The sequence below is a fragment of the Variovorax humicola genome, assembly GCF_037889915.1.
Taxonomy (GTDB): domain Bacteria; phylum Pseudomonadota; class Gammaproteobacteria; order Burkholderiales; family Burkholderiaceae_C; genus Variovorax; species Variovorax humicola.
The window spans coordinates 1-21,073 of record NZ_JBBKZV010000014.1; the positions used below are offsets into that span (position 1 = coordinate 1).

Annotated in this window: 18 protein-coding genes and 3 pseudogenes; 13 read left to right on the forward strand and 8 right to left on the reverse strand. The window is 63.2% G+C overall.

Going from position 1 to position 21,073, the window contains the following annotated elements; translation table 11 throughout:
• Positions 1 to 303, forward strand: a pseudogene (locus WKW80_RS20770) (IS3-like element ISAzo10 family transposase); the annotation flags it as partial.
• A gap of 190 nt (positions 304 to 493) precedes the next feature.
• Here WKW80_RS20770 and WKW80_RS20775 read toward each other — a convergent pair.
• The 3 genes and pseudogenes from WKW80_RS20775 to WKW80_RS20785 form a co-directional block, all read right to left on the reverse strand.
• Positions 494 to 1,123 (reverse strand): helix-turn-helix domain-containing protein, encoded by a 630-nt coding sequence (locus tag WKW80_RS20775; protein ID WP_340365472.1) that lies wholly within the window; start codon positions 1,121 to 1,123, stop codon positions 494 to 496.
• 338 nt (positions 1,124 to 1,461) lie between these two features.
• Positions 1,462 to 2,099, reverse strand: a pseudogene (gene maiA / locus WKW80_RS20780) (maleylacetoacetate isomerase).
• Positions 2,100 to 2,397: 298 nt separating this feature from the next.
• On the reverse strand, positions 2,398 to 3,315 hold the full coding sequence (locus WKW80_RS20785; protein ID WP_340365473.1) for a LysR family transcriptional regulator: 918 nt from the start codon (positions 3,313 to 3,315) through the stop codon (positions 2,398 to 2,400).
• A gap of 128 nt (positions 3,316 to 3,443) precedes the next feature.
• Here WKW80_RS20785 and WKW80_RS20790 point away from each other — a divergent pair, with 128 nt between their 5' ends.
• From WKW80_RS20790 to WKW80_RS20840, 11 genes are all read left to right on the forward strand, one after another.
• Positions 3,444 to 4,709, forward strand: a complete 1,266-nt coding sequence (locus WKW80_RS20790; protein WP_340365474.1) for an aromatic ring-hydroxylating dioxygenase subunit alpha — start codon at positions 3,444 to 3,446, stop codon at positions 4,707 to 4,709.
• 3 nt (positions 4,710 to 4,712) lie between these two features.
• Positions 4,713 to 5,183, forward strand: coding sequence for an aromatic-ring-hydroxylating dioxygenase subunit beta (locus WKW80_RS20795; protein WP_340365475.1), 471 nt, complete (start codon positions 4,713 to 4,715; stop codon positions 5,181 to 5,183).
• A gap of 8 nt (positions 5,184 to 5,191) precedes the next feature.
• Positions 5,192 to 5,509 (forward strand): non-heme iron oxygenase ferredoxin subunit, encoded by a 318-nt coding sequence (locus WKW80_RS20800; protein ID WP_340365476.1) that lies wholly within the window; start codon positions 5,192 to 5,194, stop codon positions 5,507 to 5,509.
• A 24-nt stretch (positions 5,510 to 5,533) separates the two neighbouring features.
• Complete coding sequence (locus WKW80_RS20805) at positions 5,534 to 6,799, forward strand: NAD(P)/FAD-dependent oxidoreductase (protein ID WP_340365477.1); 1,266 nt, start codon at positions 5,534 to 5,536, stop codon at positions 6,797 to 6,799.
• Positions 6,800 to 6,850: 51 nt separating this feature from the next.
• Entirely contained in the window at positions 6,851 to 8,233 is a 1,383-nt protein-coding gene (locus tag WKW80_RS20810; protein ID WP_340365478.1) for an MFS transporter, read from the forward strand.
• A gap of 33 nt (positions 8,234 to 8,266) precedes the next feature.
• The gene (locus WKW80_RS20815) at positions 8,267 to 8,974 is read left to right on the forward strand and encodes a fumarylacetoacetate hydrolase family protein (protein WP_340365479.1); all 708 of its coding nucleotides are present in this window, start codon (positions 8,267 to 8,269) and stop codon (positions 8,972 to 8,974) included.
• A 16-nt stretch (positions 8,975 to 8,990) separates the two neighbouring features.
• A complete protein-coding gene (locus tag WKW80_RS20820; RefSeq protein WP_340365480.1) occupies positions 8,991 to 10,127 on the forward strand; it encodes a cupin domain-containing protein in 1,137 nt (378 codons plus the stop codon).
• Positions 10,128 to 10,140: 13 nt separating this feature from the next.
• Positions 10,141 to 11,406, forward strand: coding sequence for a helix-turn-helix domain-containing protein (locus WKW80_RS20825; RefSeq protein ID WP_340365481.1), 1,266 nt, complete (start codon positions 10,141 to 10,143; stop codon positions 11,404 to 11,406).
• A 213-nt stretch (positions 11,407 to 11,619) separates the two neighbouring features.
• Entirely contained in the window at positions 11,620 to 13,338 is a 1,719-nt protein-coding gene (locus WKW80_RS20830; protein ID WP_340365596.1) for a GMC family oxidoreductase, read from the forward strand.
• Positions 13,339 to 13,406: 68 nt separating this feature from the next.
• Positions 13,407 to 14,858 carry an aldehyde dehydrogenase gene (locus tag WKW80_RS20835; protein ID WP_340365482.1) on the forward strand — a complete coding sequence of 484 codons (1,452 nt, stop codon included), beginning with the start codon at positions 13,407 to 13,409 and terminating at the stop codon, positions 14,856 to 14,858.
• A 436-nt stretch (positions 14,859 to 15,294) separates the two neighbouring features.
• On the forward strand, positions 15,295 to 16,824 hold the full coding sequence (locus WKW80_RS20840; protein ID WP_340365483.1) for a tannase/feruloyl esterase family alpha/beta hydrolase: 1,530 nt from the start codon (positions 15,295 to 15,297) through the stop codon (positions 16,822 to 16,824).
• A 258-nt stretch (positions 16,825 to 17,082) separates the two neighbouring features.
• Here WKW80_RS20840 and WKW80_RS20845 read toward each other — a convergent pair whose 3' ends face one another.
• The 4 genes and pseudogenes from WKW80_RS20845 to WKW80_RS37350 form a co-directional block, all read right to left on the reverse strand.
• The gene (locus WKW80_RS20845) at positions 17,083 to 17,400 is read right to left on the reverse strand and encodes a hypothetical protein (RefSeq protein ID WP_340365484.1); all 318 of its coding nucleotides are present in this window, start codon (positions 17,398 to 17,400) and stop codon (positions 17,083 to 17,085) included.
• Positions 17,397 to 17,627, reverse strand: a complete 231-nt coding sequence (locus WKW80_RS20850) for a hypothetical protein (RefSeq protein WP_340365485.1) — start codon at positions 17,625 to 17,627, stop codon at positions 17,397 to 17,399. The genes WKW80_RS20845 and WKW80_RS20850 overlap by 4 nt, the downstream gene beginning before the upstream one ends.
• A gap of 84 nt (positions 17,628 to 17,711) precedes the next feature.
• Positions 17,712 to 17,867 carry a flavin reductase family protein gene (locus tag WKW80_RS20855; RefSeq protein WP_422822934.1) on the reverse strand — a complete coding sequence of 52 codons (156 nt, stop codon included), beginning with the start codon at positions 17,865 to 17,867 and terminating at the stop codon, positions 17,712 to 17,714.
• A 19-nt stretch (positions 17,868 to 17,886) separates the two neighbouring features.
• Positions 17,887 to 18,069 (reverse strand): annotated as a pseudogene (locus tag WKW80_RS37350) (flavin reductase family protein); the annotation flags it as partial.
• A 417-nt stretch (positions 18,070 to 18,486) separates the two neighbouring features.
• Here WKW80_RS37350 and WKW80_RS20860 point away from each other — a divergent pair.
• Positions 18,487 to 19,383 carry a PQQ-binding-like beta-propeller repeat protein gene (locus tag WKW80_RS20860; RefSeq protein WP_340365487.1) on the forward strand — a complete coding sequence of 299 codons (897 nt, stop codon included), beginning with the start codon at positions 18,487 to 18,489 and terminating at the stop codon, positions 19,381 to 19,383.
• 292 nt (positions 19,384 to 19,675) lie between these two features.
• Here the strand turns inward: WKW80_RS20860 and WKW80_RS20865 are convergent, their stop codons facing one another.
• Positions 19,676 to 20,983, reverse strand: a complete 1,308-nt coding sequence (locus WKW80_RS20865; RefSeq protein ID WP_340365488.1) for a GMC family oxidoreductase — start codon at positions 20,981 to 20,983, stop codon at positions 19,676 to 19,678.
• Positions 20,984 to 21,073 lie beyond the last annotated feature (90 nt).

Sequence of the window (21,073 nt, forward strand, 5' to 3'; positions counted from 1 at the left end):
GGCTTCGCGGATCTGCGGGCAGCTCGCGAATGGGCGCGTGAGTTCGTGCATTGGTACAACCACGACCATCGCCACAGCGGCATCCGCTACGTCAGCCCCGCGCAGCGCCACGCCGGCGAGGATGTCGCGATCCTCACGGCCCGGCACGAGGTCTACCTCCAGGCTCGCGAGCGCAACCCGGCGCGTTGGTCAGGCAACACGCGCGACTGGTCGCACATCGCGACCGTCTCGCTCAACCCGGAACGCGACTCCATCGTCGCTGCGGCCTCGCGCCGCGAAAATATTCAGCCATTGGCTGCATGAAAGAGGCGACAAGTACCTTGACGCGCGCCGCGAGCGCAGCGGCTCCGAACAGCCCGGCAAGCCGGCGCGTGCGAAATCTGAAGGTCACAGTATCTCCTCGGTGAATGGAATGAATACCGAGGTTAGGAGTGAGTGCTGCAGCGGTCTTTCGAAAAACAGTGGTGCATTGTCGAAGACCACCGGTGCGGGATTAGGACTTTCGCGCGGTCGCAGGCGTAACGCCGAAGGCTTCGCGGAACGCTTGCGTAAAGTGCGATTGACCAGCGAAACCGAGCGTGACCGCGATCTCCGCGATTGGCATGGCCGTGTCCCTCAGCAGTATTCGAGCGCGATCCAGACGCCGTTGCAGCACGTATCGATGCGGGGTGCACCCCATGCTCGCCCTGAAGCATTTCGCAAAATGATGCGGACTCAAGCCAGCTTCGCGCGCGAGCGTTTCGACACTCAGGTCCGTCGCGAGGTTGGTCTCGATGAGGTCAAGCACGCGCTGGCGACTGTTTTTGCGGAGTTGGCCCGCAGGGGCGGCGCCGACGGGGGCGCCGTAGTGCTCTCCCAGTCGGCCGATCAGGGCGCACGACAGACCCTGCGCATAGAGCGCACCGCCAGGCGCTCCCCGCAGCGCTTCATCCGCCAGCTCCTGCATCAGCCACTGCAACTTGGGATCGAAGACTTCGTGCATCGTCTTCAAGTCGAATTCGGGCAGTTCAGGAGCCAGACGGCGTACCCGCTCAGGCGTGAGAAATACTCCGACTGTCATTCCCAATTCACCCTCCCAACGCGCGCCGCTACGCTGGAAGCCGCGCCCGTAGAGCTCAAGCATGCCCGGGGCGGTAGCGAGTTCCACCGTGCGATGCTCAAATCGGTACCATCGCCGGCCGCGTCCGCGCGTGGCCATTAGCAACATCGGTGCGCTCACGCACGCCGCGCCGCTCTCGAGCTTGGGCACGCACCCACCGGGAGCCCGGCCCATCGAGCGGGCAACTGAAGGAGTGGTGAGCCCGAGGCGTTTCGTTCGATGGCCTCAGCCGAGCAGATGGTGTATCGCTCGCAACTGGAAAAGGTCCACTCGGTCATGTTCGTGAGGACTGGGATTGGTCAGCAATGATGGGACTGCAGGCGACACAAGCCAATAGAGTCTGACGAATGCGCAGGCCCCGATCAGGACGCGTCAGGCTGCGCCGCCGGTGCAGCGCGCTGAAAGGCGTCGAGTTTCCCGCACGATTCATCGATCGCGAGCAGGCGCGGCCACTGCGCCAGATCCACCTTGAAGCGGCGCGCGCTTTCGATCTGGGGGATGAGATAGACGTCGGCGAGCGTCGGCGCATCGCCGAAGGAGAAGCCGTGGTCCGAACCGCGGGCTGCCAGCAAGGCTTCGTACGCGCTGAATCCACTGCTGATCCATGTGCCGCACCATTCGTCGATCGCCGCCTGGTCAGCCCCGAAGCGATGCCGCAGCGTCTCCAGAATGCGGCGATTGTTGACAGGATGCACGTCGCATCCAATGATCGCGGCGAGCGCCCGCACATGCGCGCGGCCGATCGGATCTTGCGGCAGCAGTGGCGCTTGCGGATAACGCTCCTCCAGCCATTCGATGATCGCGGGCGTCTGCGTCATCGTCATGCCATCGAAATCCAGAGTCGGGACGAGTTGCTGCGGATTGATGGATCGATATGCGTCGCCGAGGTGCTCTCCCGCCGCAGATCGACCGCGACTTGGTCGTAGGCCAGGCCCTTGAGGTTGAGGGCGATGCGGAGCCTGTGGGAGGTTCCGCTACGGAAAAAGGTGTAGAGCTTCATCGGATGGCGTCGGGTGATGTTGGGTCTGCGTTGCTCAGCACGGGCAAGAAGTGCTGTGCTGCGCGGCGCCGCGCGACGGATCATTCGCCGACACGCGCCGCCGAGAAAGAAACAAGCGATCATTGCCCCAAAGGGAACATGGATCAATCGCATGTGCTGAATACAGCGCATAGATTTCGGCAATGTGGCGGCGACACTCGCAGATGACGACGGCGGTCAGCCGTCTCAACCTGCTGGGGTCTGTCCCCAAACCGACACTCGCCGTTGCAGCGGGACGCTGATACGGGGTCGCGGCCGGCTACTGCTTGCCAGCACTTTCTCCGTGCAACTGGGTGACCAGAGCCCGCAACCAGACATTCGCAGGATCCTTGTTGTAGCGTTCATGCCAGAACAAGTTGATCGTGATCTCGGGGAGCTTCGCCGGGTGGTTGGCGTATGACAACCCGAACGGTGTGACTAGCGCCCGTGCGAGTCGCTCTGGCACGGTGGCGACCAGGTCGGAGTCGTGCAGGATGTGCCCCACCGCGACATAGTGAGGCACGGTCAGGACGACCTTGCGGGCAACCTTCTGGCGTCGCAGGAGTTCATCGGCCTGCCCGTGGCCGGTGCCTTCCGAAATCACCACGACATGCTCGGCCGCAGAGAAGTCGCTCAAGGAAATCTTGCCTTTGTCGAGTGGGTGGCCAAGCCGGAACATGCAAACGTAGCGCTGCTTGAAAAGCCGGCGCTGGAAGTATCCGCCCTTCAATTGCGGCAGCAGGCCCATTGCGAGGTCGACGTGACCCGCCTCCATCTCGTCCTGCAGGTTGACGGAGGTGTTGCGCACCGTGCTGAGCGAAACGCCCGGCGCAACGCGCGCCAGTTCCTTCATCAGCTTGGGCAGGAAGTAGATCTCGCCGATGTCCGTCATGCCCACGGTGAAGGCGCGCTTCGACGTTGCCGGGTCGAAGGTCGCACGCTGGTTGAGGGCCGCATGGATGACCTGAAGGGCGCGGGCCGTCGGCTCGGCGAGTTGTTCGGCAAAGGGTGTCGGCTCCATGCCCTTGGGCGTTCGCAGGAACAGGGGGTCATCGGTGAGCTTGCGAAGTCGCGCCAGCGCATTGCTGACCCCCGGCTGTGAAAGCCCAAGGCTGGTCGCCACCTTCGAGACGCGCCGGTCGATCAGCAATTGCTGGAACACAACCAGCAGGTTGAGGTCGATTTCATTGAGTTCCATCGTGTCCTCGCATTCGCCAAATCAATTCTGTGTATTGCCGGTATTCTATTGAACGATGGGCCCGCAGCGAGGATCATTCGTGCACCCCACAACGCCGGTCGTGAGACAACACGACACAGGAGACAAACATGGATGACGCAACAGCGGTCTTTCCCCAGCAGATCCACTGGGCAGACCAGGGTACGAGCCGCATACCCTTCATGGCCTACACCGAGGCCGACCAGCATCGACGCGAACTCGAGCGTCTGTTCTACAAGAGCCACTGGTGCTACGTTGGCCTGGAAGCCGAGATCCCCGAAGCCGGCGACTTCAAGCGCACGGTGGTCGGCGAGCGCTCGGTGATCATGATCCGCGATGCCGAAGGCGGGATCAACGTGGTCGAGAACGTGTGCGCCCATCGCGGCATGCAGTTCTGCCGCGAACGCCATGGCAACAAGAAGGCGGAAGGGTTCACCTGCCCCTATCACCAGTGGAACTATTCGCTCGGCGGTGACCTGCAAGGCGTCCCGTTCCGCCGCGGCGTCAAGCAGGACGGCAAGATCAACGGCGGAATGCCCGCCGACTTCAAGCCCGCAGAACATGGCCTCAACAAGCTCAAGGTAGCAGTGCGCGGGGGCGTCGTCTTCGCGTCCTTCGATCCGGACATCGAATCGCTCGAAGACTTCATGGGCCCGACGATCCTGGGCTATTTCGATCGTCTCTTCAACGGCCGCAAGCTCAAGATCCTCGGCTACAACCGCCAACGCATCCCGGGCAACTGGAAGCTGATGCAGGAAAACATCAAGGACCCGTATCACCCTGGCCTGCTGCACACCTGGTTCGTCACGTTCGGCCTCTGGCGTGCGGACAACAAGTCGCAGTTGAAGATGGACGACCACCATCGCCACGCCGCGATGATCTCGACGCGCGGCACCAGCGGCAAGGCCGACCAGGTGACCCAGGTATCGAGCTTCAAGGAGAGCATGCAGCTCAACGACGACCGCTTCCTCGACATCGTGCCCGAGCCCTGGTGGGGCGGCCCGACGGCGGTGATGATGACGCTGTTTCCGAGCGTGATCTTCCAGCAGCAAGTCAACAGTGTCTCGACGCGGCATATCCAGCCGAGCGGCCCCGGCGCCTTCGATTTCGTCTGGACCCATTTCGGATTCGAGGACGACGACGAGGCCATGACGCAGCGGCGCCTGCGCCAGGCCAACCTCTTCGGCCCCGCAGGCTTCGTGTCGGCGGACGACGGCGAGGTGATCGAGCTCTCGCAAAAAGGGTTCGAGCAGAAGCCCTTCCACCGCACGCTCGCCGAACTGGGCGGCCGCGAGGTTGGAGACACCGACCACATGGTGACCGAAACCCTGATACGCGGTATGTACGAATACTGGCGCAAGGTCATGGAGGCTTGAATCATGGACTTCCAGGACCACTTTGAACTGGGGCAGCTCTATGCAAACTACGCCAGCGCCTTGAGCGCCGGTGATTGGGATGCATGGCCGGAGTTCTTCACTGACGAATGCAGCTACCGTCTGCAGCCGCGCGAGAATTTCGAGCGCGGATTTCCGCTGGCCACGCTCTCGTTCGAAAGCAAGGGCATGCTCAAGGACCGCGTCTACGGCATTCGTGAAACCCTGTTCCACGACCCGTACTACCAGCGGCACGTCGTCGGCGCACCGGTGGTGAAGAAGGCCGAGGCCGATCGCTTCGAATGCGAAGCCAACTACGCGGTGTTTCGCACCAAGCTCTCGGAGCTTTCGTCGGTGTTCAACGTCGGCCGCTATATCGATGTCGTCGTGCGTACTGAAGCAGGGCTCAGGTTCTCTTCGCGTCAGGTCATCTATGACAGCGAAATGATCCCCAACTCCATCATCTATCCGATCTGAGGCACGACATGACCGTACTGAACTGGACCGACGCAGCAACTGTCGACGACGTGCCCACCGACGATGTCATCGGCATGATCGTCGCGGGCAAGGATCTCGCCTTGTACAGCGTCGAAGGCGAAGTCTTCGCCACCGACAACATCTGCACGCACGGCCATGCGCGCCTGTGCGAGGGCTTTCTCGAAGGCCATGAAATTGAATGCCCGCTGCACCAGGGCAAGTTCGATGTGCGCAACGGCAAGCCCACTTGCGCGCCGGTGACCGAAGCGATCCGGTCTTATCCGGTCAAGATCGAAGGCGGCCGCGTCTGGCTCGCCCTCGACTGACGCATCGTTTCCAAGGAGAACCCCATGACTGCAGAGCGACCTGAGGTCGCGGCCGCCGCATGCGCGGACGCCAGCGAGATCCAGAACATTGTGATCATCGGCGCGGGACAGGCCGGCGGCTGGGCGGCCCAGACCCTGCGCGCCGAGGGCTTCACGGGCCGGCTGGTGCTGATCGGTGACGAACCGCATCCGCCACACGAACGACCACCCCTGTCCAAGGCCGTTTTGTCGGGCGCGGCGCTGCCCGAATCCACCCGCTTGATGAAGCCCGAAGCCTTCGTGGCTCTGGGGCTGGACTGGCGGCCTGGCGCCCGGGTGCACCGCATCGATCGCGCCACCAAGCAGGTGATGCTGGCCGATGGCGATGCCGTCGCGTACGACAAGCTGATTCTTTGCACCGGCGGTCGCGCCCGCCAGCTCACGCTGCCTGGCGCCGACCAGGTGTCGTTGCACACCCTGCGTACCATCGAAGATGCGCAGGCGCTGGCCCCGGCGCTGGACGCTGGCCGCAGCCTGGTGGTGGTGGGCGGCGGCTGGATCGGCCTGGAGGTCGCCGCCACGGCGCGCCAGCAGGGCGCCGAGGTGGTCGTCGTCGAAACCCAGAGTCGGTTGTGCGAACGGACCGTGCCTGCTGAGATTTCCGAACACCTGCTGGCATTGCACCGCGCGCAAGGTACACGGGTGCTGCTGGGCGCGGGTGTCAGCGGCTTCGCGCGGGCCGCGGATGGCCGCTCCGAAGTTCTGCTCGCGGACGGCAGTGCCTTGCGCTGCGACACGATCGTGTTGGGCATCGGCTTGGTGCCCAACGACGAACTGGCGCGCGAGGCCGGTCTGGAATGCGAAGGCGGCGTGCTCGTCGATGCCCGTTGCCACACCTCGGACCCCGACATCCTGGCCGCTGGCGACGTTGCCGTGGCACCCAACGCCTGGGCCGGGCGGCGGCTGCGGCTGGAGTCATGGCAAAACGCGCAGGAGCAAGGCATTGCCGCTGCGCGCTCCGCCCTCGGCCACACGGTGGACTACCAGCCGCTGCCCTGGTTCTGGTCCGACCAGTACGGCATGAACCTGCAGATCTACGGCATGCCGGCCGCCGCGCACCGCGTGGTGCGGCGTGGCGACGAGGCGAGCGGCAATTTCGTGCTGTTCTATCTGGCTGGCGACGTGGTGCAGGCCGCCATCGGGCACAACGCAGCGCGCGATCTGCGCTTTGCGCGCCGCCTGATCGAGCAGCGCAAACCCGTGGATGTTGAGCGCCTGGCCGACCTGGCCACGCCGATGTCGAAGCAGTGACCAGGCGCTGACGACAGTCCCCTTTTGAAAAATCCCAACGAGACAAACACTATGCGCCAAATCGATGTCCACCAACTCGCGGACGATGCCCGCTTCAACCGCTTCCACGGCCTCGTGCTGTTCTGGTGCGCCCTGATCATCATCTTCGATGGCTACGACCTCGCCGTCGTGGGCATCGCGCTGCCCTCCATCATGAAAGACCTGGGCGTGGACCCCACGCAAGCGGGGTTCATGGTGAGCTCGGCCCTGTTCGGCATGGCGTTCGGTGCCATCTTCCTGGGCACCCTGGCGGACCGCATCGGCCGGCGCTGGTCCATCGTCATGTGCATCACCTTGTTCAGCGTGTTCACGGCAGCCGCCGCGCTCACAAGGGATCCGCTGCTGTTTGCCGCCTCGCGCTTCGTGGCGGGCCTGGGCATCGGCGGCGTCATGCCCAATGTGGTTGCCCACATGACCGAGTACGCGCCCAAGAAGGTGCGCGCCACGCTGGTCACCTTGATGTTCAGCGGTTACGCGGTGGGCGGCATTCTGGCGGCGTTGCTGGGCAAGGGGCTGATCGAGAGCTATGGCTGGCAGTCGGTGTTCTTCGCGGCTGGCGCGCCCGTGCTGCTGATCCCTTTCATCTTGCGGTCATTGCCGGAATCAATGCCTTTCCTGCTGGCGAAGGGGCGGCACGAGGAACTCAAGCGCATCGCGGCGCGGGTCGAGCCGAGCTACCAACCGCAAGCCGGCGACCAACTCACCGTGCCTGCAAGGGACGAGACACATGGCGCCCCGACACGACAATTGTTCGCAGAGGGCCGTGGATTCAGCACCCTCATGTTCTGGACCTCATTCTTCATGTGCCTGTTCATGGTCTATGCACTCAGCTCCTGGCTGACCAAGCTGATGGCCGGCGCCGGCTACAGCCTGGGCTCGGCATTGACATTCGTGCTGGTGCTCAACGCCGGGGCCATCGTTGGCTCAGTCGGCGGCGGCTGGTTGGCCGACCGGTTCCACATCAAAGCCGTGCTGGCGTCCATGTACGCACTGGCAGCCGTGTCAATCAGCCTGCTGGGGTTTGCCATGCCGCAGGAGCTTCTATTCATCGTGGTGGCGCTTGCAGGCGCCTCGACCATCGGCACGCAGATCGTGGCCAACGCCTACACCGGGCAGTTCTATCCGATGGCGATCCGCTCCACCGGCTTGGGCTTTGCATTGGGCATCGGTCGCGGCGGTGCGATCCTGGCGCCCATCGTGATCGGCCTGCTGGTCAGCCTGAAACTGCCGCTGCAGCAGAACTTCTTCGCCATTGCGATACCGGGCGCCATCGGCATGCTGGCCGTGCTGCTGATCGACCACCGCAAGTCTGCATCGGTGCAGCACGCCGCGAGGCTGGTTATGGCCTCGGAAGCGACCGCGTCGGCCGCTCGCAATGCACACACCCACGCTTGATCACCAACCTACACCAACCACAAAGAACACCCCATGACCGATACCACCTATCTCTGGACTCCTCCTGCCGTCAAGTCGCTGCCCGTGCGTGGCAAGTCCGAACGCCTGCCCATCAACCGACTGTTCTTCGTCGGCCGCAACTACCACGCCCATGCGGTCGAGATGGGAAAGCCAGTCGACAAGAGCGCCGAGCGGCCGTTCTACTTCACCAAGTCGCCGCAGACGCTGGTCGAGTCGGGCGCGACCGTGGCCTATCCGCCGGAGACGAAGAACTATCACCACGAGATGGAACTGGTGCTGGTCATTGGCGCGCCGGGCTTCCGCGTGTCGCAGGAAGACGCGCACAAGCTGGTCTACGGCTATGCCTGCGGCTTGGACATGACACGTCGCGACCTGCAACTGGTGGCGCGTGACAAGGGGCGCCCCTGGGACTTGGGCAAGGACGTCGAGGAGTCCTCGGTCGTCTCCGAGGTCGCGCCCATGGAAGGCACGGTGCTCGAGCAGGGGGCGCTAGAGATGACGGTGAACGGCCAGCAGCGCCAGAAATCCGACCTCGACAAGCTCATCTGGAACATCCGCGAGATCATTGCGGATCTTTCGCTTTTCTATCATCTGCAACCTGGCGACCTGATCTTCACAGGCACGCCGGAAGGCGTCGGTCCGCTGCAACCGGGCGACCGCATCGAAGGCAGCGTCGCTGGCGTGGGCGAGATCACGCTCGACATCGGCGCGGCCGAATAAGCGCAGGAGTACACCAATGACCGTCGAAACCATGCCGTCCCCCGTGCGCCTGAAGGCGGTTGCCGCCAAAGGCCAGCCCGATCCCAGTCCTGCGCTGGAACAGCTCTACCGTGGTTTCGAGAGCGAGCTGCTCGTGCCGCTTTGGACCGAGATCGGCGACCTGATGCCACAGAACCCGCGCAGCAAGGCCATGCCGCACCTCTGGCGCTGGGACCGTCTCGTGGAACTGGCCAGCGAGGCGGGCCGCATCGTGCCTGTGGGCCGCGGCGGCGAACGGCGTGCCATTGCCCTGGCCAATCCGGGCTTGGGCGGACGGCCTTTCGCCACGCCCACGCTATGGGCAGCCATCCAGTACCTCATGCCAGGCGAGAACGCGCCTGAGCACCGGCACACGCAACATGCGTTCCGCTTCGTTGTCGAGGGGGAGGGCGTTTGGACCGTCGTCAATGGCGATCCGGTGCGGATGTCCCGAGGTGACTTCCTGCCGCAAGCCGGCTGGAACTGGCATGCCCATCACAACGCGGCAAGCGCACCCATGGCGTGGATCGATGGACTGGATATTCCCTTCTCGTACTACACGGAATCGCAGTTCTTCGAGTTCGGGCGCGAGCGCGTTGGTACGGTCGAGATGACGACGCCGGAGTTCTCCCGCTCCGAACGCCTGTGGGGCCACCCGGGCCTGCGTCCGCTTTCGCAACCGGAGGCGCCGTCTGCCACGCCGTTGCTGGCCTATCGCTGGGTCGACACCGACCGTGCGCTGACCGACCAATTGGCGCTGGAAGAGGAGGGCCATGCCGCGACGCTGAGTCCGGGACATGCGGCCGTGCGATTCACGAACCCCAGCAACGGGCGCGACGTGCTGCCGACCATCCGCACCGAGATGCACCGCGTCAGGAAAGGTGCCTCCACGCTGACGCACCGCGAGGTCGGGTCTTCCGTCTATCAGGTGTTCGAAGGGACCGGAAGCGTCACCGTGGGCGACAAGCAATGGACCGTGCGGCGTGGCGACATGTTCGTTGTTCCCTCCTGGGCGCCTTTCGCGGCGCGCTGCGATGCAGCGAGCGATTCGACGCTTGATCTGTTCCGGTTCAGCGACTCGCCCATCTTCGAGGCGCTGCACGCACATCGCTCGCAGGTGGGCGACCCGGCGTAGGCGTTTAACGCACATGACGGCACCCGGGCCATCGCTGTTCTTCAATACCAGGAGCGAGCGCATCGCCCTGGCCCGCCAGCGCTATTTCGAAGAGGGCGAATTGCCCTCAGGCATCGTGAGCGCTGCCGTCTACGAGTCGTGGGCCCGCTGCCAGCGGTTCCACGCAAATCCGGCAGAGAAAGTTGAGTTCGAGCCGGTATCGACCAGCCGGACGCATCTCGCACTGCAGAAGCATCGCGACCTGATGGGCGCATGGCTGGACGCGCTGCCCCAGTTGCAAGCCGTGCTCGGAACCACATCCTGCGCTGCGATGCTGACGGACCCGACCGGCGTCCTGATCGGCGCCACGTGTGTAGGGCGAGCCCATGAGATGCTGATGCCCATTGCGACACGCACGGGCGTCAACCTCTGCGAGGAAGCGGTGGGGACCACTGCGCCAGGGGTGGTGGCGCGCACCGGGCAAGCGGTGTCTGTCTTCGCCGGCGAGCACTTCTTCGACTCGGTCAAGGAAATGCACTGCGCAGCGGCGCCCATACGCGACACCCAAGGCAGGGTTGCAGGCGTACTGGACATCTCGAGCGAGGCAATACCTTTTCGCTTTGAAGCTTCCATCGTGGTCAGTCTATACGCGGCTGGCATCGAGAACCGCTTGCTGATCTCGCAGTCCGCCGACCATCTCGTCATTCGCTTCCAAGTCGATTCGAAACTACTGGATTCACACTTTGCGGCGCTTGTCGGCATAGACCGGGAAGGCGAGCTTGCGTGGATGAATGGCACTGCGGCCCGGCTCTTGGGTTTGCCTTCGACGCCGGGTGCACATGAGCGAATATCAGCTGAGGCCGTAATGGGCGCGAGCTTCTCGCAGCTTGCTTCACTGCCGGAAACGGATTCCACCTTCCTCCTGCTCGCGAATGGACTCATGGTGTGGGCACGCGCCGAGATGAGAGCGGCCGATGGACACCGGCACCTTGTACAGGGCTGGCACGACGCGGCGCTTACGGTCGTGCCGCGCGATGTCCAAGTGCTTGCACCAGCGAAGTCAGGCGATGCGGCGAGCGAGCAGTTACCCGGAGGTGAGACCGTGGGGCTGACCCGACCGAAGCCCAGGCGCAAGTCGCGTCAGACCGGCGACGAGAGTCCAAATGTGGATCTGCGTGATTGCAGCAAGCATCTTATTGAACAGGCGCTGGACCGATGTGGCGGAAACCTCGCCAAGGCAGCCAGGACGCTGGGCGTCTCGCGCGGTTTGATCTATCGGCGACTCGGCAGTCGCAAGTAGCGCGAACCGTTGGGTTGGTGACTTCGTTTCTGTTCCGAAATGGAACAGATTCGGCGAGGCGGGTTTACCCGATATTTCTGGCGAGGTGCCGCGTCACATACCTTCGTGACCTTCCTGTGAGTCGCTCCAGCGTGGCGGCTTCAAGGAATGAACTTCTCACCATGAAACCGAAGGTAGACACGCATGCGACCCTTTCCCTACGTCTCTCAAAAAATGACAGACGATGCGCAACTGGACCGGCTAGAACGCGCCCTGATCGCAGGCAAGCTCGACCGGCGAGGCTTCATCCGTGCGGCCGCTGCGGCCGGTCTGGCGACAACGGGGCTGGCAGCGGTGGCCGATGAACTGGACGCCGTGCGCGAGAACCAAGCCAAGCGATCGGCTTCGTTGCAGCAAGCCTACGATTACATCGTGGTTGGAACGGGCAGTGCGGGTTCAGCGCTGGTTGGCCGATTGGCGGCGAAGACAAGCGCCAGCATCCTGATGATCGAAGCTGGTGACTGGGACACGGCGCCATCGGTGATGGATCCAGGCCTCTGGTTCACGAACCTGGACACGGAGCGCGACTGGCAAGACGTGGCGCTCCCGGCGCCCAGCACGAACAATCGGGCGATCCCCGAACACATGGGCAAGGTGGTGGGCGGCGGCAGCAGCATCAATGCCACCATCTGGGCGCGCCCCTTCAAGAACGATCTCGCATACTGGGCCGAACAGAGTGGGGACGCAGCCTGGGGCTATGAGCACGGTCTCTCCATCTACCGGGGCATGGAGAACTGGCAAGGCAAGCCTGATGCGCATTACCGCGGCAAGGGCGGCCCGGTGTGGTGCCAGCCTGCACACGATCCGCACCCCGCCGCGGTGGCCATGCTCGCGGCCTGCCGCTCGTTGGGAATGCCGGTGCTTGACGACCTGAATGGGGCACGCGAGGTAGGCGACGGCGGCTTCGCATTGATGAATCAGATCATTCGCGACGGCCGGCGCCAAAGCATGGCGCGGTCTTATCTTTATCCGGTTCTCGCCCGCAAGAATGTCACGGTGCTGGTGAAGTCGCAGGTAGACCGACTGCTCTTCTCCGGCATGCGTGTCACAGGTGTCGAGCTCCGCCGCGGCGACGGGGCGCCCATTCGCATCCAGGCGAAGTCCGAGGTCATCCTCAGTTCGGGCGGTATCAACACTCCCAAGCTGCTGATGCTCAGTGGAATCGGCGATGAGGTGCAACTGCGCACGCATAGCATCAAGACGCTCGTTCATGCGCCGGAGGTGGGGCAAAACTTCCAGGACCACATACTGCACGGCGGGTGCATCTGGGAGCCGAACGAGCACGTGCCGCACCGCAACAGCGCCGCGAACGCCTCTGGTTTCATCAAGAGCCAGAAGGATCTGCAGACCCCGGACCTGAACCTGGTGCAGATCGAATTGCCCTACGCGAGCGAGGTTGTGGCAAAGCAGTATTCACCGCCGTCCACGAGCTGGGCACTGTGTGCGGGGCTGACAGCGCCCAAGAGCCGTGGCGAAGTCAGGCTTCGCTCCGGCAATCCCGCCGATCGGCCGATCGTGGACGCGCGATTCCTGAGCCACCCTGACGACGTCAAGGCTCTTGCATACGGGATCGAGGTTTGCCGCGAGATCGGCAATTCGCCGGCGATGCGCAACTTCGTCAAGCGCGAAGTTGCTCCCGGAAAAAAGCTCACAGGTCAGGCGATGGACGACTTTGTGCGGGACGGCGCAACGACCTATTTCCACCAGGTCGGTACGTGCCGGATGGGCAAGGATGCGAAGGCTGTCGTCGACGCCAGGCTGCGGGTCAACGGCGTGCACAACCTGCGCATTGCCGACAGTTCCATCATGCCGCGCATCCCCGGTGTCGCGACGATGGCGACCTGCGCGCTCATCGGCGAGCGCATGGCAGAGATCCTGAACAAGAGCGCGTGAACTCGTCGGACACATTGCTCGCCCTCCCGCACTTCATTTCTCCGAAATCCAGACTTGGAACGCACATCATGGAATCCGAACTTCTCATCGACAACGTGAAAAGCGAAGCCGAAGGCGGCGCCACCTTCGAGCGTCACCACCCCACCAGTGGAGACGTCGTGACGCGAGCTGCTGCCGGCAGCGTCGACGATGCCATCCGAGCCGCCGAGTCGGCAAGTATCGCCTTCAAGACGTGGCGTCACTCGCCGCCTTCCGAGCGGCGTCGCATTCTCCTCAAGGCCGCGGATGCGCTGGAAGCCCGCACGCAAGACTTCATTGAAACGATGGCGGCCGAGGTCGGTTCGCCCGCTCTCTGGGCCGGCTTCAATGTCGTCCTTGCGGCAAATCTGTTTCGCGAAGCCGCATCGCTGACCACACAGATCCAGGGCGAGACCATCCCCACCGACAAGCCGGGGGCAATGTCCATGACGGTGCGCCAACCGGTCGGCGTCGTGCTGAGCATCGTGCCCTGGAACGGCCCTGTGGTGTTGGCCGCCCGAGCGATTGCGTACCCGCTGATGTGCGGCAATACAGTCGTGTTTCGCGCGTCTGAAGCCAGCCCGCGGACCCACATGCTCGTCGCGGAGGCCTTGATGGATGCAGGGCTGCCGGCCGGCGTGCTCAACTTCCTGACCAACGACCCGAAGGATGCCCCCGAGGTGATCGACGCACTGATTGCTCACAAGGCCGTCCGACGCATCAACTTCACTGGCTCCACTCGCGTGGGACGGATCATCGCGCAGAATGCGGCGGTACACCTGAAGAGGTGCCTGCTCGAACTGGGCGGGAAATCTCCCTTGGTGGTGCTCAAGGACGCCAACGTGGACGAGGCAGTCAAGGCCGCCGTCTTCGGCTCGTTCCTCTACCAGGGACAGATCTGCATGTCGACCGAGCGCATCATCGTCGACGAAGCGATTGCCAACGAGTTCGTTTCCAAGTTTGCCGCGCGTGCGAGGGAGCTCGTTGCCGGCGACCCGATGAAGAACCCGCAATGCGTGATCGGTCCGATGGTGTCGAAACAATCGGGACCTCGGCTCAATGCGTTGATCGACGATGCGCTCTCCAAAGGCGCCAAGCTCGCCTGCGGTGGTCATGCCGATGGCGCGTCCATGCCCGCGACGATCGTCGACCATGTCACGAGCGACATGGCCATCTACGACGAAGAGACCTTTGGTCCCATCACCACGGTGGTCAGGGTCAATGGCGACCATGAAGCCGTCAGCGTGGCGAACGATACGGCGTACGGGCTCTCCGCGGGAGTGTTCTGCAAGGACGTGATGCGGGCCCTTGACGTCGCCCTCCAGATTGACACTGGGGCATGCCACGTGAACGGATCCACCGTTCAGAACGAGGCGCAGGCGCCGTACGGTGGGACGAAGAACAGCGGATACGGCCGCTTCGATGGCCGAGCCGTGATCGATGAATTCACCGAGTTGAAATGGATCACGATTGAGCCCTCGGTACAGCAGTACCCGATCTAGCGACCGTGCTCCGACCGGGCCATCTCGCCAAGGCACTGGCCCGGTTGCAGCAGCTCTCGCTGATGCCGAGGGCAACGAAACAGTCGTGCGGCCTGCGCTCCTGCCGGGGTGCACCAGCTGTGGTAGGCGGCCCTCCGCCTACAGGAACCCGCCCGACCAACGCCGCTCCATGCGCGTGCGTCTGGCGATGGCGAGATGTACCGCTTCTTCAACATCTTCAGCTGAGACAAGAATGACCCAAGTACATCCTGCGTGTCGAGTCGTCGAACATCCCGCCGAGGGCCTCGGTCTTCGGCGGGCATCCACGCTCGCCGCGGCAGCTGCGGCTCTCATGGCCGCTTCCTGCGGCGGTGGGCATAGCAATGGTGGAGGAGGTTTCATCAATGGCGGAACGCTGCCTACATCAACCAGTGAGAAGGTCTCATGCGAGAGTCTCATGAGCACCAAGCTTGCCGGCGGAGTGATCAAGTCTGCTGTTGCCATTCCTGCCGGGGACTACACCCCACCTGGTCAGCCGGCGCCAGTGGCCGGGCTACCAGCCTTTTGCAGAGTCGTCATGACGATGCAACCCAGCGCTGACTCGAACATCAATGTAGAGCTGTGGTTACCCCGCCAGAACTGGAACGGCCGCTTCCTTGGCACGGGCAACGGCGGCGGAGCGGGATCCATCGCCTACAACGCCGGAATTGCTGAGGGCCTGAAGCGCGGCTTCGCGGCCGCCAACACGGATCTCGGCACTGCACCAGACCCGAACCAGCTCGTCGATCATCCCGAGCGTTGGCGCGACTTCGGGTACCGCGCCAACCACGAGATGACCCTCGCCGGCAAGGCACTGACCACCGCCTACTATCAATCGCCACCCAAGACCTCCTACTTTTCGGGATGCTCAACGGGCGGTCAACAGGCGCTGACGATAGCCCAGCGCTACCCCGAGGACTACAACGGAATACTGGCCGGCGCGCCCGCGAACAACCGCACGCATCTTCACACGATGTTCCTGAGTAATCTGCAAACGCTGAACGCCCCCGGTGCGAAGCTCTCGCAGGCAAAGCTCGACATGATCACGAGCAAGGTCCTCGCCGCGTGCGTTGGAACGGACGGCGGCGCGCCGACAGACAAATTCCTCACGGATCCGCGGGGTTGCACCTTCGATCCGGAAAAGCTGCCGAAGTGCAGCGACACCGAGACGGACGCGTGTCTCACCGCACCGCAACTCACGGCCCTGAAGGGTGCGTGGAATGGCCCGGTCAATCCTCATACCAACGAACGGATCTTCTCGGGCCTCGTTCTCGGCTCGGAAAGCGCAGTCTTTGGACTTGCGTTCCAGGGCGACACCGTGTCATGGCCACTGCAACAGCTCTACATGTTCAAGTGGGCGCTGGGAGCCGACTGGCAATACACTAACTTCGACTTCGACAAGGACATGGATAAGGTCGACTCCGTCCTAGCCCCCATCCTGAATGCCAACGACGCGAACCTGTCGCGCTTCAAGTCAGCGGGAGGCAAGTTGATGATGTACAACGGGACAGCCGATCCTGGTCCTTTCTCCAGCCCCATCGAATACTACGAGCGCGTGGTGCAAGCCCAAGGAGGCTCGCTGGCCGATACCAAAGGCTTTTTCCGTTTCTACCAAGTCCCTGGCATGGGACATTGCAGCAGCATCACGGGAGGGGCCGGTCTGGGAGATTTTGGTCAAGCTTACTCATCGTTCGTCCCCAAGGACAAGGATCACGACGTGATCCTGAAGCTCGTCGACTGGGTCGAGAACAACAGCGCTCCGGACAGCGTGATTGCCACGCGGTACTCGGATCCAGCGGGGAGTGCGATCGCCATGGAGCGCCCCATCTGCACCTATCCAGCGATCCCGAAATATCTGGGCGGCGACGCCTCAAAGGCGACCAGCTTTGCCTGTATCGAGGCGCCTCGCAACGGCGTCCCTGTACCCGCGCCCAGATATTTGAATTGAGGGATTCCTCAAAGACTGGCTGGGTGTTGTTTGGATGACTGGTGCACCGGATCTTCGAACGCTCAATGCATGCCGCTGCCTTCGCGATGCAATCCATTGCGGGTCGACCTCAAGACCGCGGCAATGGATTGCGGGCTGAGCAGGGCGAAGGTTCCTGGGTCCAGTGACATCGTTGTTCCGTGAAGTGCGTGCGAGGTTCACTCGCACCGGCGCAATGCGCAGCGAAGCAAGCGGCGGGGCAGCGCCGGGCTTGACGTACTAGGGCAGCTGCATGAGGTAGCTTCGGAGGTCGGCACAGATCTTGTCGTCGATCGGCGTCGGATACATCTTGGGCATGGAGCCTCGCGGTTCCATCAATTGACGCGTGATGTCTCCCGGCGTCATTCGCTTCGAGATCCCTTGCAGGGCAGGACCACGCTGCAATAGCGCTGGTAGGCCTTCTTGCCCTTGGCCAGGGCCGGTTCCCCGGACGCTGCCGCCGGCTCGCTTGCCGCCGGTAGCCGGCTGGGCCTCGGCCTGAGGGAGTATGCCAAGGCTAGCAGCAAGCGCCGCCGCGAGCAGGTTGCGCGGCATCATGGCGCCGCCAGTCCGAACACGACCAGGCTCGGATTGCCGTCCCCGCCGAAGGTCAGCCGCGAGATGTTGCCGGTGGTTATGGCGACGTATTGCGTGCCCTTCGGATGATCATTCCATCGGAAATATGTCGCGCCGTGATTGACCACGAAGGGCATGTGCGCGACTGGCTTGCGAGTGGCCTTCCAAATCTGCTTGCTGTTGGTAATCGTGTGGGTTCCGTAATGCACGGTCTCGACGACCTCGCACTCGATGGCGGCAGTGGCGCCTTCGAGCCAGGGTAGCCATCCGTCTACAGATGACCAGGCGTCGCGTCAGTCGTCCGACCGGAAGCGCTGATCGCGCAGGGCAGACTGCGAGAAGTGTGTCAGTTGAGGATGTTGCTCGTCCGCAAGCAGGTTCATGCAAAAGCCACCCGAGCCTTGCAACACCGGATGCAAACCGGTCCCGCGGTTGATCGCCACGAGCATCGAAGGAGGGGTCCATCGACACTGGAATGACGGCGGTGGCCGCCATGCCATGTGGCTGACCTTCTCCATCACGGCTGGTGATGATGGCAACCGAGCTTGCCAGACGCCGCATGGCGTCCGCCAAGCAAGTGGACAGGTTCAGCTGTTCGTCTTGAACTACCGGTCTCGCGCTCATGGTTGTCGACACTTGGTTTGGCCTCATTTGCGGTTGCGCCGATGTGGCGTGTGGTCGTAGACAATGCCATTGCTGTGCCAGCCTTGCTTCCCTTGAAGAATCAACGACTTACGACTCAGCATGGTGTCGCAAGACATGGGCGGCGCGACACTGACCTGTCGCAAGGCGGTGGGCTTGCGACACTTGCTGCATGAGAGACGCCAGTAGAAATCGACGATCGCATAGATATTGGGAACGTCGCGGGGCGATCGCTTGCAGGGGATGGCTGCCTTGGGCGGTCTCTTCCATCAGGTACCTGCTCGTGAGGGACCGCTCGGGAACAAGTGTCCCGGTGTCGGCGCCGGCGACTCTCGGATTGCACCCGCGCGCTCGCTGCCCATTGGCGAAGCGTCCCGTCGCACGCGACAATTCGCGCGCCTGCGCTGCGAGGAGACGGGCGCGAAGATGCATTTGTTCGGAGGAAGACGGACGATTCCGTGGCGCCGCCGCGCGCTGCTTAAGGCCGCCGACTACAAGCAGGGCTACAGCACGACGCACGCCCCACTGATCGCTGGCGGCGTGCTGATCGTCGGTATCTCCGTAGGCGAATACGGTACGCGCGGCTTCCTCGACGTGGGACCTGAAGACGGGCGAGCGCAAGTGGCACCGGCGGACCACGGCCACGGGCAACGAGCCCAGCGCCGACATCTGGAAGCCCGGCATGGCCGAGCCCGGCGGCGGCCCGACCTGGCTGACCGGCAACTACGATCCGGACCTCGACCTGGTGTACTGGGGCGTGGGCAATGGCTCGCCGTGGAATGCGGCCATGCGCGGCAAGGACACGCTTTATGTCGGCTCGGTTCTCCCCTGCGGCCAGCTACCGGCGAGGGCGTATGGCACTTCCAGTTCAGTCCCGGCGACCCCTACGACTACGACGGCACCAACGAGCTGGTGCTGGCCGACTTGCCGGGCACCGGCAGCGGCAAGGTGCTGATGCAGGCCAACCGCAACGGCTTCTTCTACGTACTCGACCGCACCAACGGAAAGATGCTGTCGGCCAAGCAGCTCGCGCGCACGGTCAACTGGGCCACCGGCATCGACCCGGCGAGCACCGGCCGGCCGATCGACACCCCCATGGCGGCCAATGTGCAGCCGCACCTTGGGTTCGAGTGGCGCATCGCGGCGCGGACAGTGGTCTACGACTGGATCGAGGAACGCGATCGCCTCGAGCTTGCCTGGGAAGACACCAGACTGTTTGGCCGGCGCCGACCGAATGGTGGTGCGGCGCCTTCGGATGCGCTGATGGAAGAAATGTGCTCGCGGCAGTGTTCTGAGTCGCGAAGTTCCTGCTCCCGCTGCTGATGACGGAGATGCTTGCGACGGCGTCGCCGAGCCTGCACCAAGCTATTTGCACCAGCAGGCGGTAATCCCGGCTTTGTCAGTTCCGCTTCCCAGAAGTCATCAATGTCTTGGAGCCCTCGTGAGGCGTCCACCCGTCAGGGCAACCCAGCAACAAGGCCAACCAGTTGTCGTCACCTCTGGGAGCAGGCTCCCAGAACACCCAAAGATAGATTGTTGCGACACCGCCGCAAATCAGGGCGAGCGCTACGTGCCAGAAGACGTGGTCCATAGAGCTTCCTTGCCGACGAGCCTCCTACGCAAATTGGCCTGCCCGATCGACTGGCTGCCTGGTCCCGGTATGGACCCTATCGCGTGCTTGAGCCTCGATCCGTTCGGCCGCGAGTTCGGCGAGCATCAATGTCGGAAGGTTGGTATTGGCGCTGGGGATGGCAGGCATCACTGAGGCATCGACCACGAAAAGGTTCTGACTGCCGTGCAAGCGAAATCCTTCATCGACAACCGCCATCGGATCGCCCGCTTTGCCCATTGCGCAGGTGCCGACTGGGTGGCCCATCGGACTGATCGAGGACAGGATTCGGTCGTCCGAGATCTCGCACCCGCCTCCCCGATATGCGGCAGGCGCTCCGCTCCTGAATGCCCGACCGAATATCGCGCGGCGAATAAAGCCCGGCGAATTGGCAGCTGCTTCGGCGGCCATCGCGAGCACTTTCCCGGTCAAGCCGGGTCGATTGAACTGCTTCACTGCAAGTGCCCCCGGGAGCAGAAATGCTTCATGGTAGTGAGCGGCGACGCGCGGATCCCGCAGCAACCGTTCGGCCAGCCGAGCAGCCAGCACCATGCGTGGGGGATCCGCAGAATCCGACAAGAATCGGAAGTTGACCTCCGGATCCTTCAGCGGGTCAGCGCTCTTGAGTTTGACCGATCCGCGCGATTGAGGGGCGTACAAGGCACTTCCCATCAGCGCGAAATCGGGCCCATAGGACTTGCCACTCACCCGACCGATCACAAAACTGAATAGGTCACCTGATGGGGAACCGGGCATTCCCGAGGACGATCTCAAGCCGGCGAGAGCAAAGCGTCGGAGATCTGCGGAGACACGCTTGGCACGGGGCAGAGTGAGTGCGAAGAACATGTACGGATGGTTTTGCAGGTTGCGGCCGACACCGGGCAGATCCAAGACCGATTCGATCCCCAGAGAAGCCAACTCGCCTGCCGGGCCAATGCCGGATCGCAGCAAGAGTGTCGGTGAATAGATTCCGCCCGCGGACACAATCACATTGCGCGCAAGCAAGTGAACGGCCGCACCACCTCGTGTCGCATCCACACCGGACACGGCACCGCCGCTCATGCGAAGCCTGATGACATGGGTGTTGGGCATGATCTCGAGATTCGCGCGCCCCCTGACCTCCGTCGTCAGATAGCAACTTGCAGTGGTGACGCGCTCCTCTCTGTCGATGGCATTTGGCATCGAGAAAAAACCATCCCCAGGTTGCTCGTTGATGTCGGACACGAACGGCAGTCCAACATGCTGCGCTGCCTGCTCCATCGCGCGAACAAATGGTGGCCATTGTTCCTTGGGGGTACGGGAGATGGCGTGCACCCCTCCGGTTCGATCCTGCCGATCGCGGTCGTCCTCGATCTTCCTCCAGTTCCACCATGCCGACTCCCATGCGAGGCAACGCAAGGATCG

Bases quoted from the DNA above. Each gene is read 5' to 3' on its own strand.
- WKW80_RS20775 (WP_340365472.1), bottom strand. From the start codon at position 1,123: ATGCTTGAGCTCTACGGGCGCGGCTTCCAGCGTAGCGGCGCGCGTTGG.
- WKW80_RS20785 (WP_340365473.1), bottom strand. From the start codon at position 3,315: ATGGAACTCAATGAAATCGACCTCAACCTGCTGGTTGTGTTCCAGCAA.
- WKW80_RS20790 (WP_340365474.1), top strand. From the start codon at position 3,444: ATGGATGACGCAACAGCGGTCTTTCCCCAGCAGATCCACTGGGCAGAC.
- WKW80_RS20795 (WP_340365475.1), top strand. From the start codon at position 4,713: ATGGACTTCCAGGACCACTTTGAACTGGGGCAGCTCTATGCAAACTAC.
- WKW80_RS20800 (WP_340365476.1), top strand. From the start codon at position 5,192: ATGACCGTACTGAACTGGACCGACGCAGCAACTGTCGACGACGTGCCC.
- WKW80_RS20805 (WP_340365477.1), top strand. From the start codon at position 5,534: ATGACTGCAGAGCGACCTGAGGTCGCGGCCGCCGCATGCGCGGACGCC.
- WKW80_RS20810 (WP_340365478.1), top strand. From the start codon at position 6,851: ATGCGCCAAATCGATGTCCACCAACTCGCGGACGATGCCCGCTTCAAC.
- WKW80_RS20815 (WP_340365479.1), top strand. From the start codon at position 8,267: ATGACCGATACCACCTATCTCTGGACTCCTCCTGCCGTCAAGTCGCTG.
- WKW80_RS20820 (WP_340365480.1), top strand. From the start codon at position 8,991: ATGACCGTCGAAACCATGCCGTCCCCCGTGCGCCTGAAGGCGGTTGCC.
- WKW80_RS20825 (WP_340365481.1), top strand. From the start codon at position 10,141: ATGACGGCACCCGGGCCATCGCTGTTCTTCAATACCAGGAGCGAGCGC.
- WKW80_RS20830 (WP_340365596.1), top strand. From the start codon at position 11,620: ATGACAGACGATGCGCAACTGGACCGGCTAGAACGCGCCCTGATCGCA.
- WKW80_RS20835 (WP_340365482.1), top strand. From the start codon at position 13,407: ATGGAATCCGAACTTCTCATCGACAACGTGAAAAGCGAAGCCGAAGGC.
- WKW80_RS20840 (WP_340365483.1), top strand. From the start codon at position 15,295: ATGAGCACCAAGCTTGCCGGCGGAGTGATCAAGTCTGCTGTTGCCATT.
- WKW80_RS20845 (WP_340365484.1), bottom strand. From the start codon at position 17,400: ATGATGCCGCGCAACCTGCTCGCGGCGGCGCTTGCTGCTAGCCTTGGC.
- WKW80_RS20855 (WP_422822934.1), bottom strand. From the start codon at position 17,867: ATGCTCGTGGCGATCAACCGCGGGACCGGTTTGCATCCGGTGTTGCAA.
- WKW80_RS20860 (WP_340365487.1), top strand. From the start codon at position 18,487: ATGCATTTGTTCGGAGGAAGACGGACGATTCCGTGGCGCCGCCGCGCG.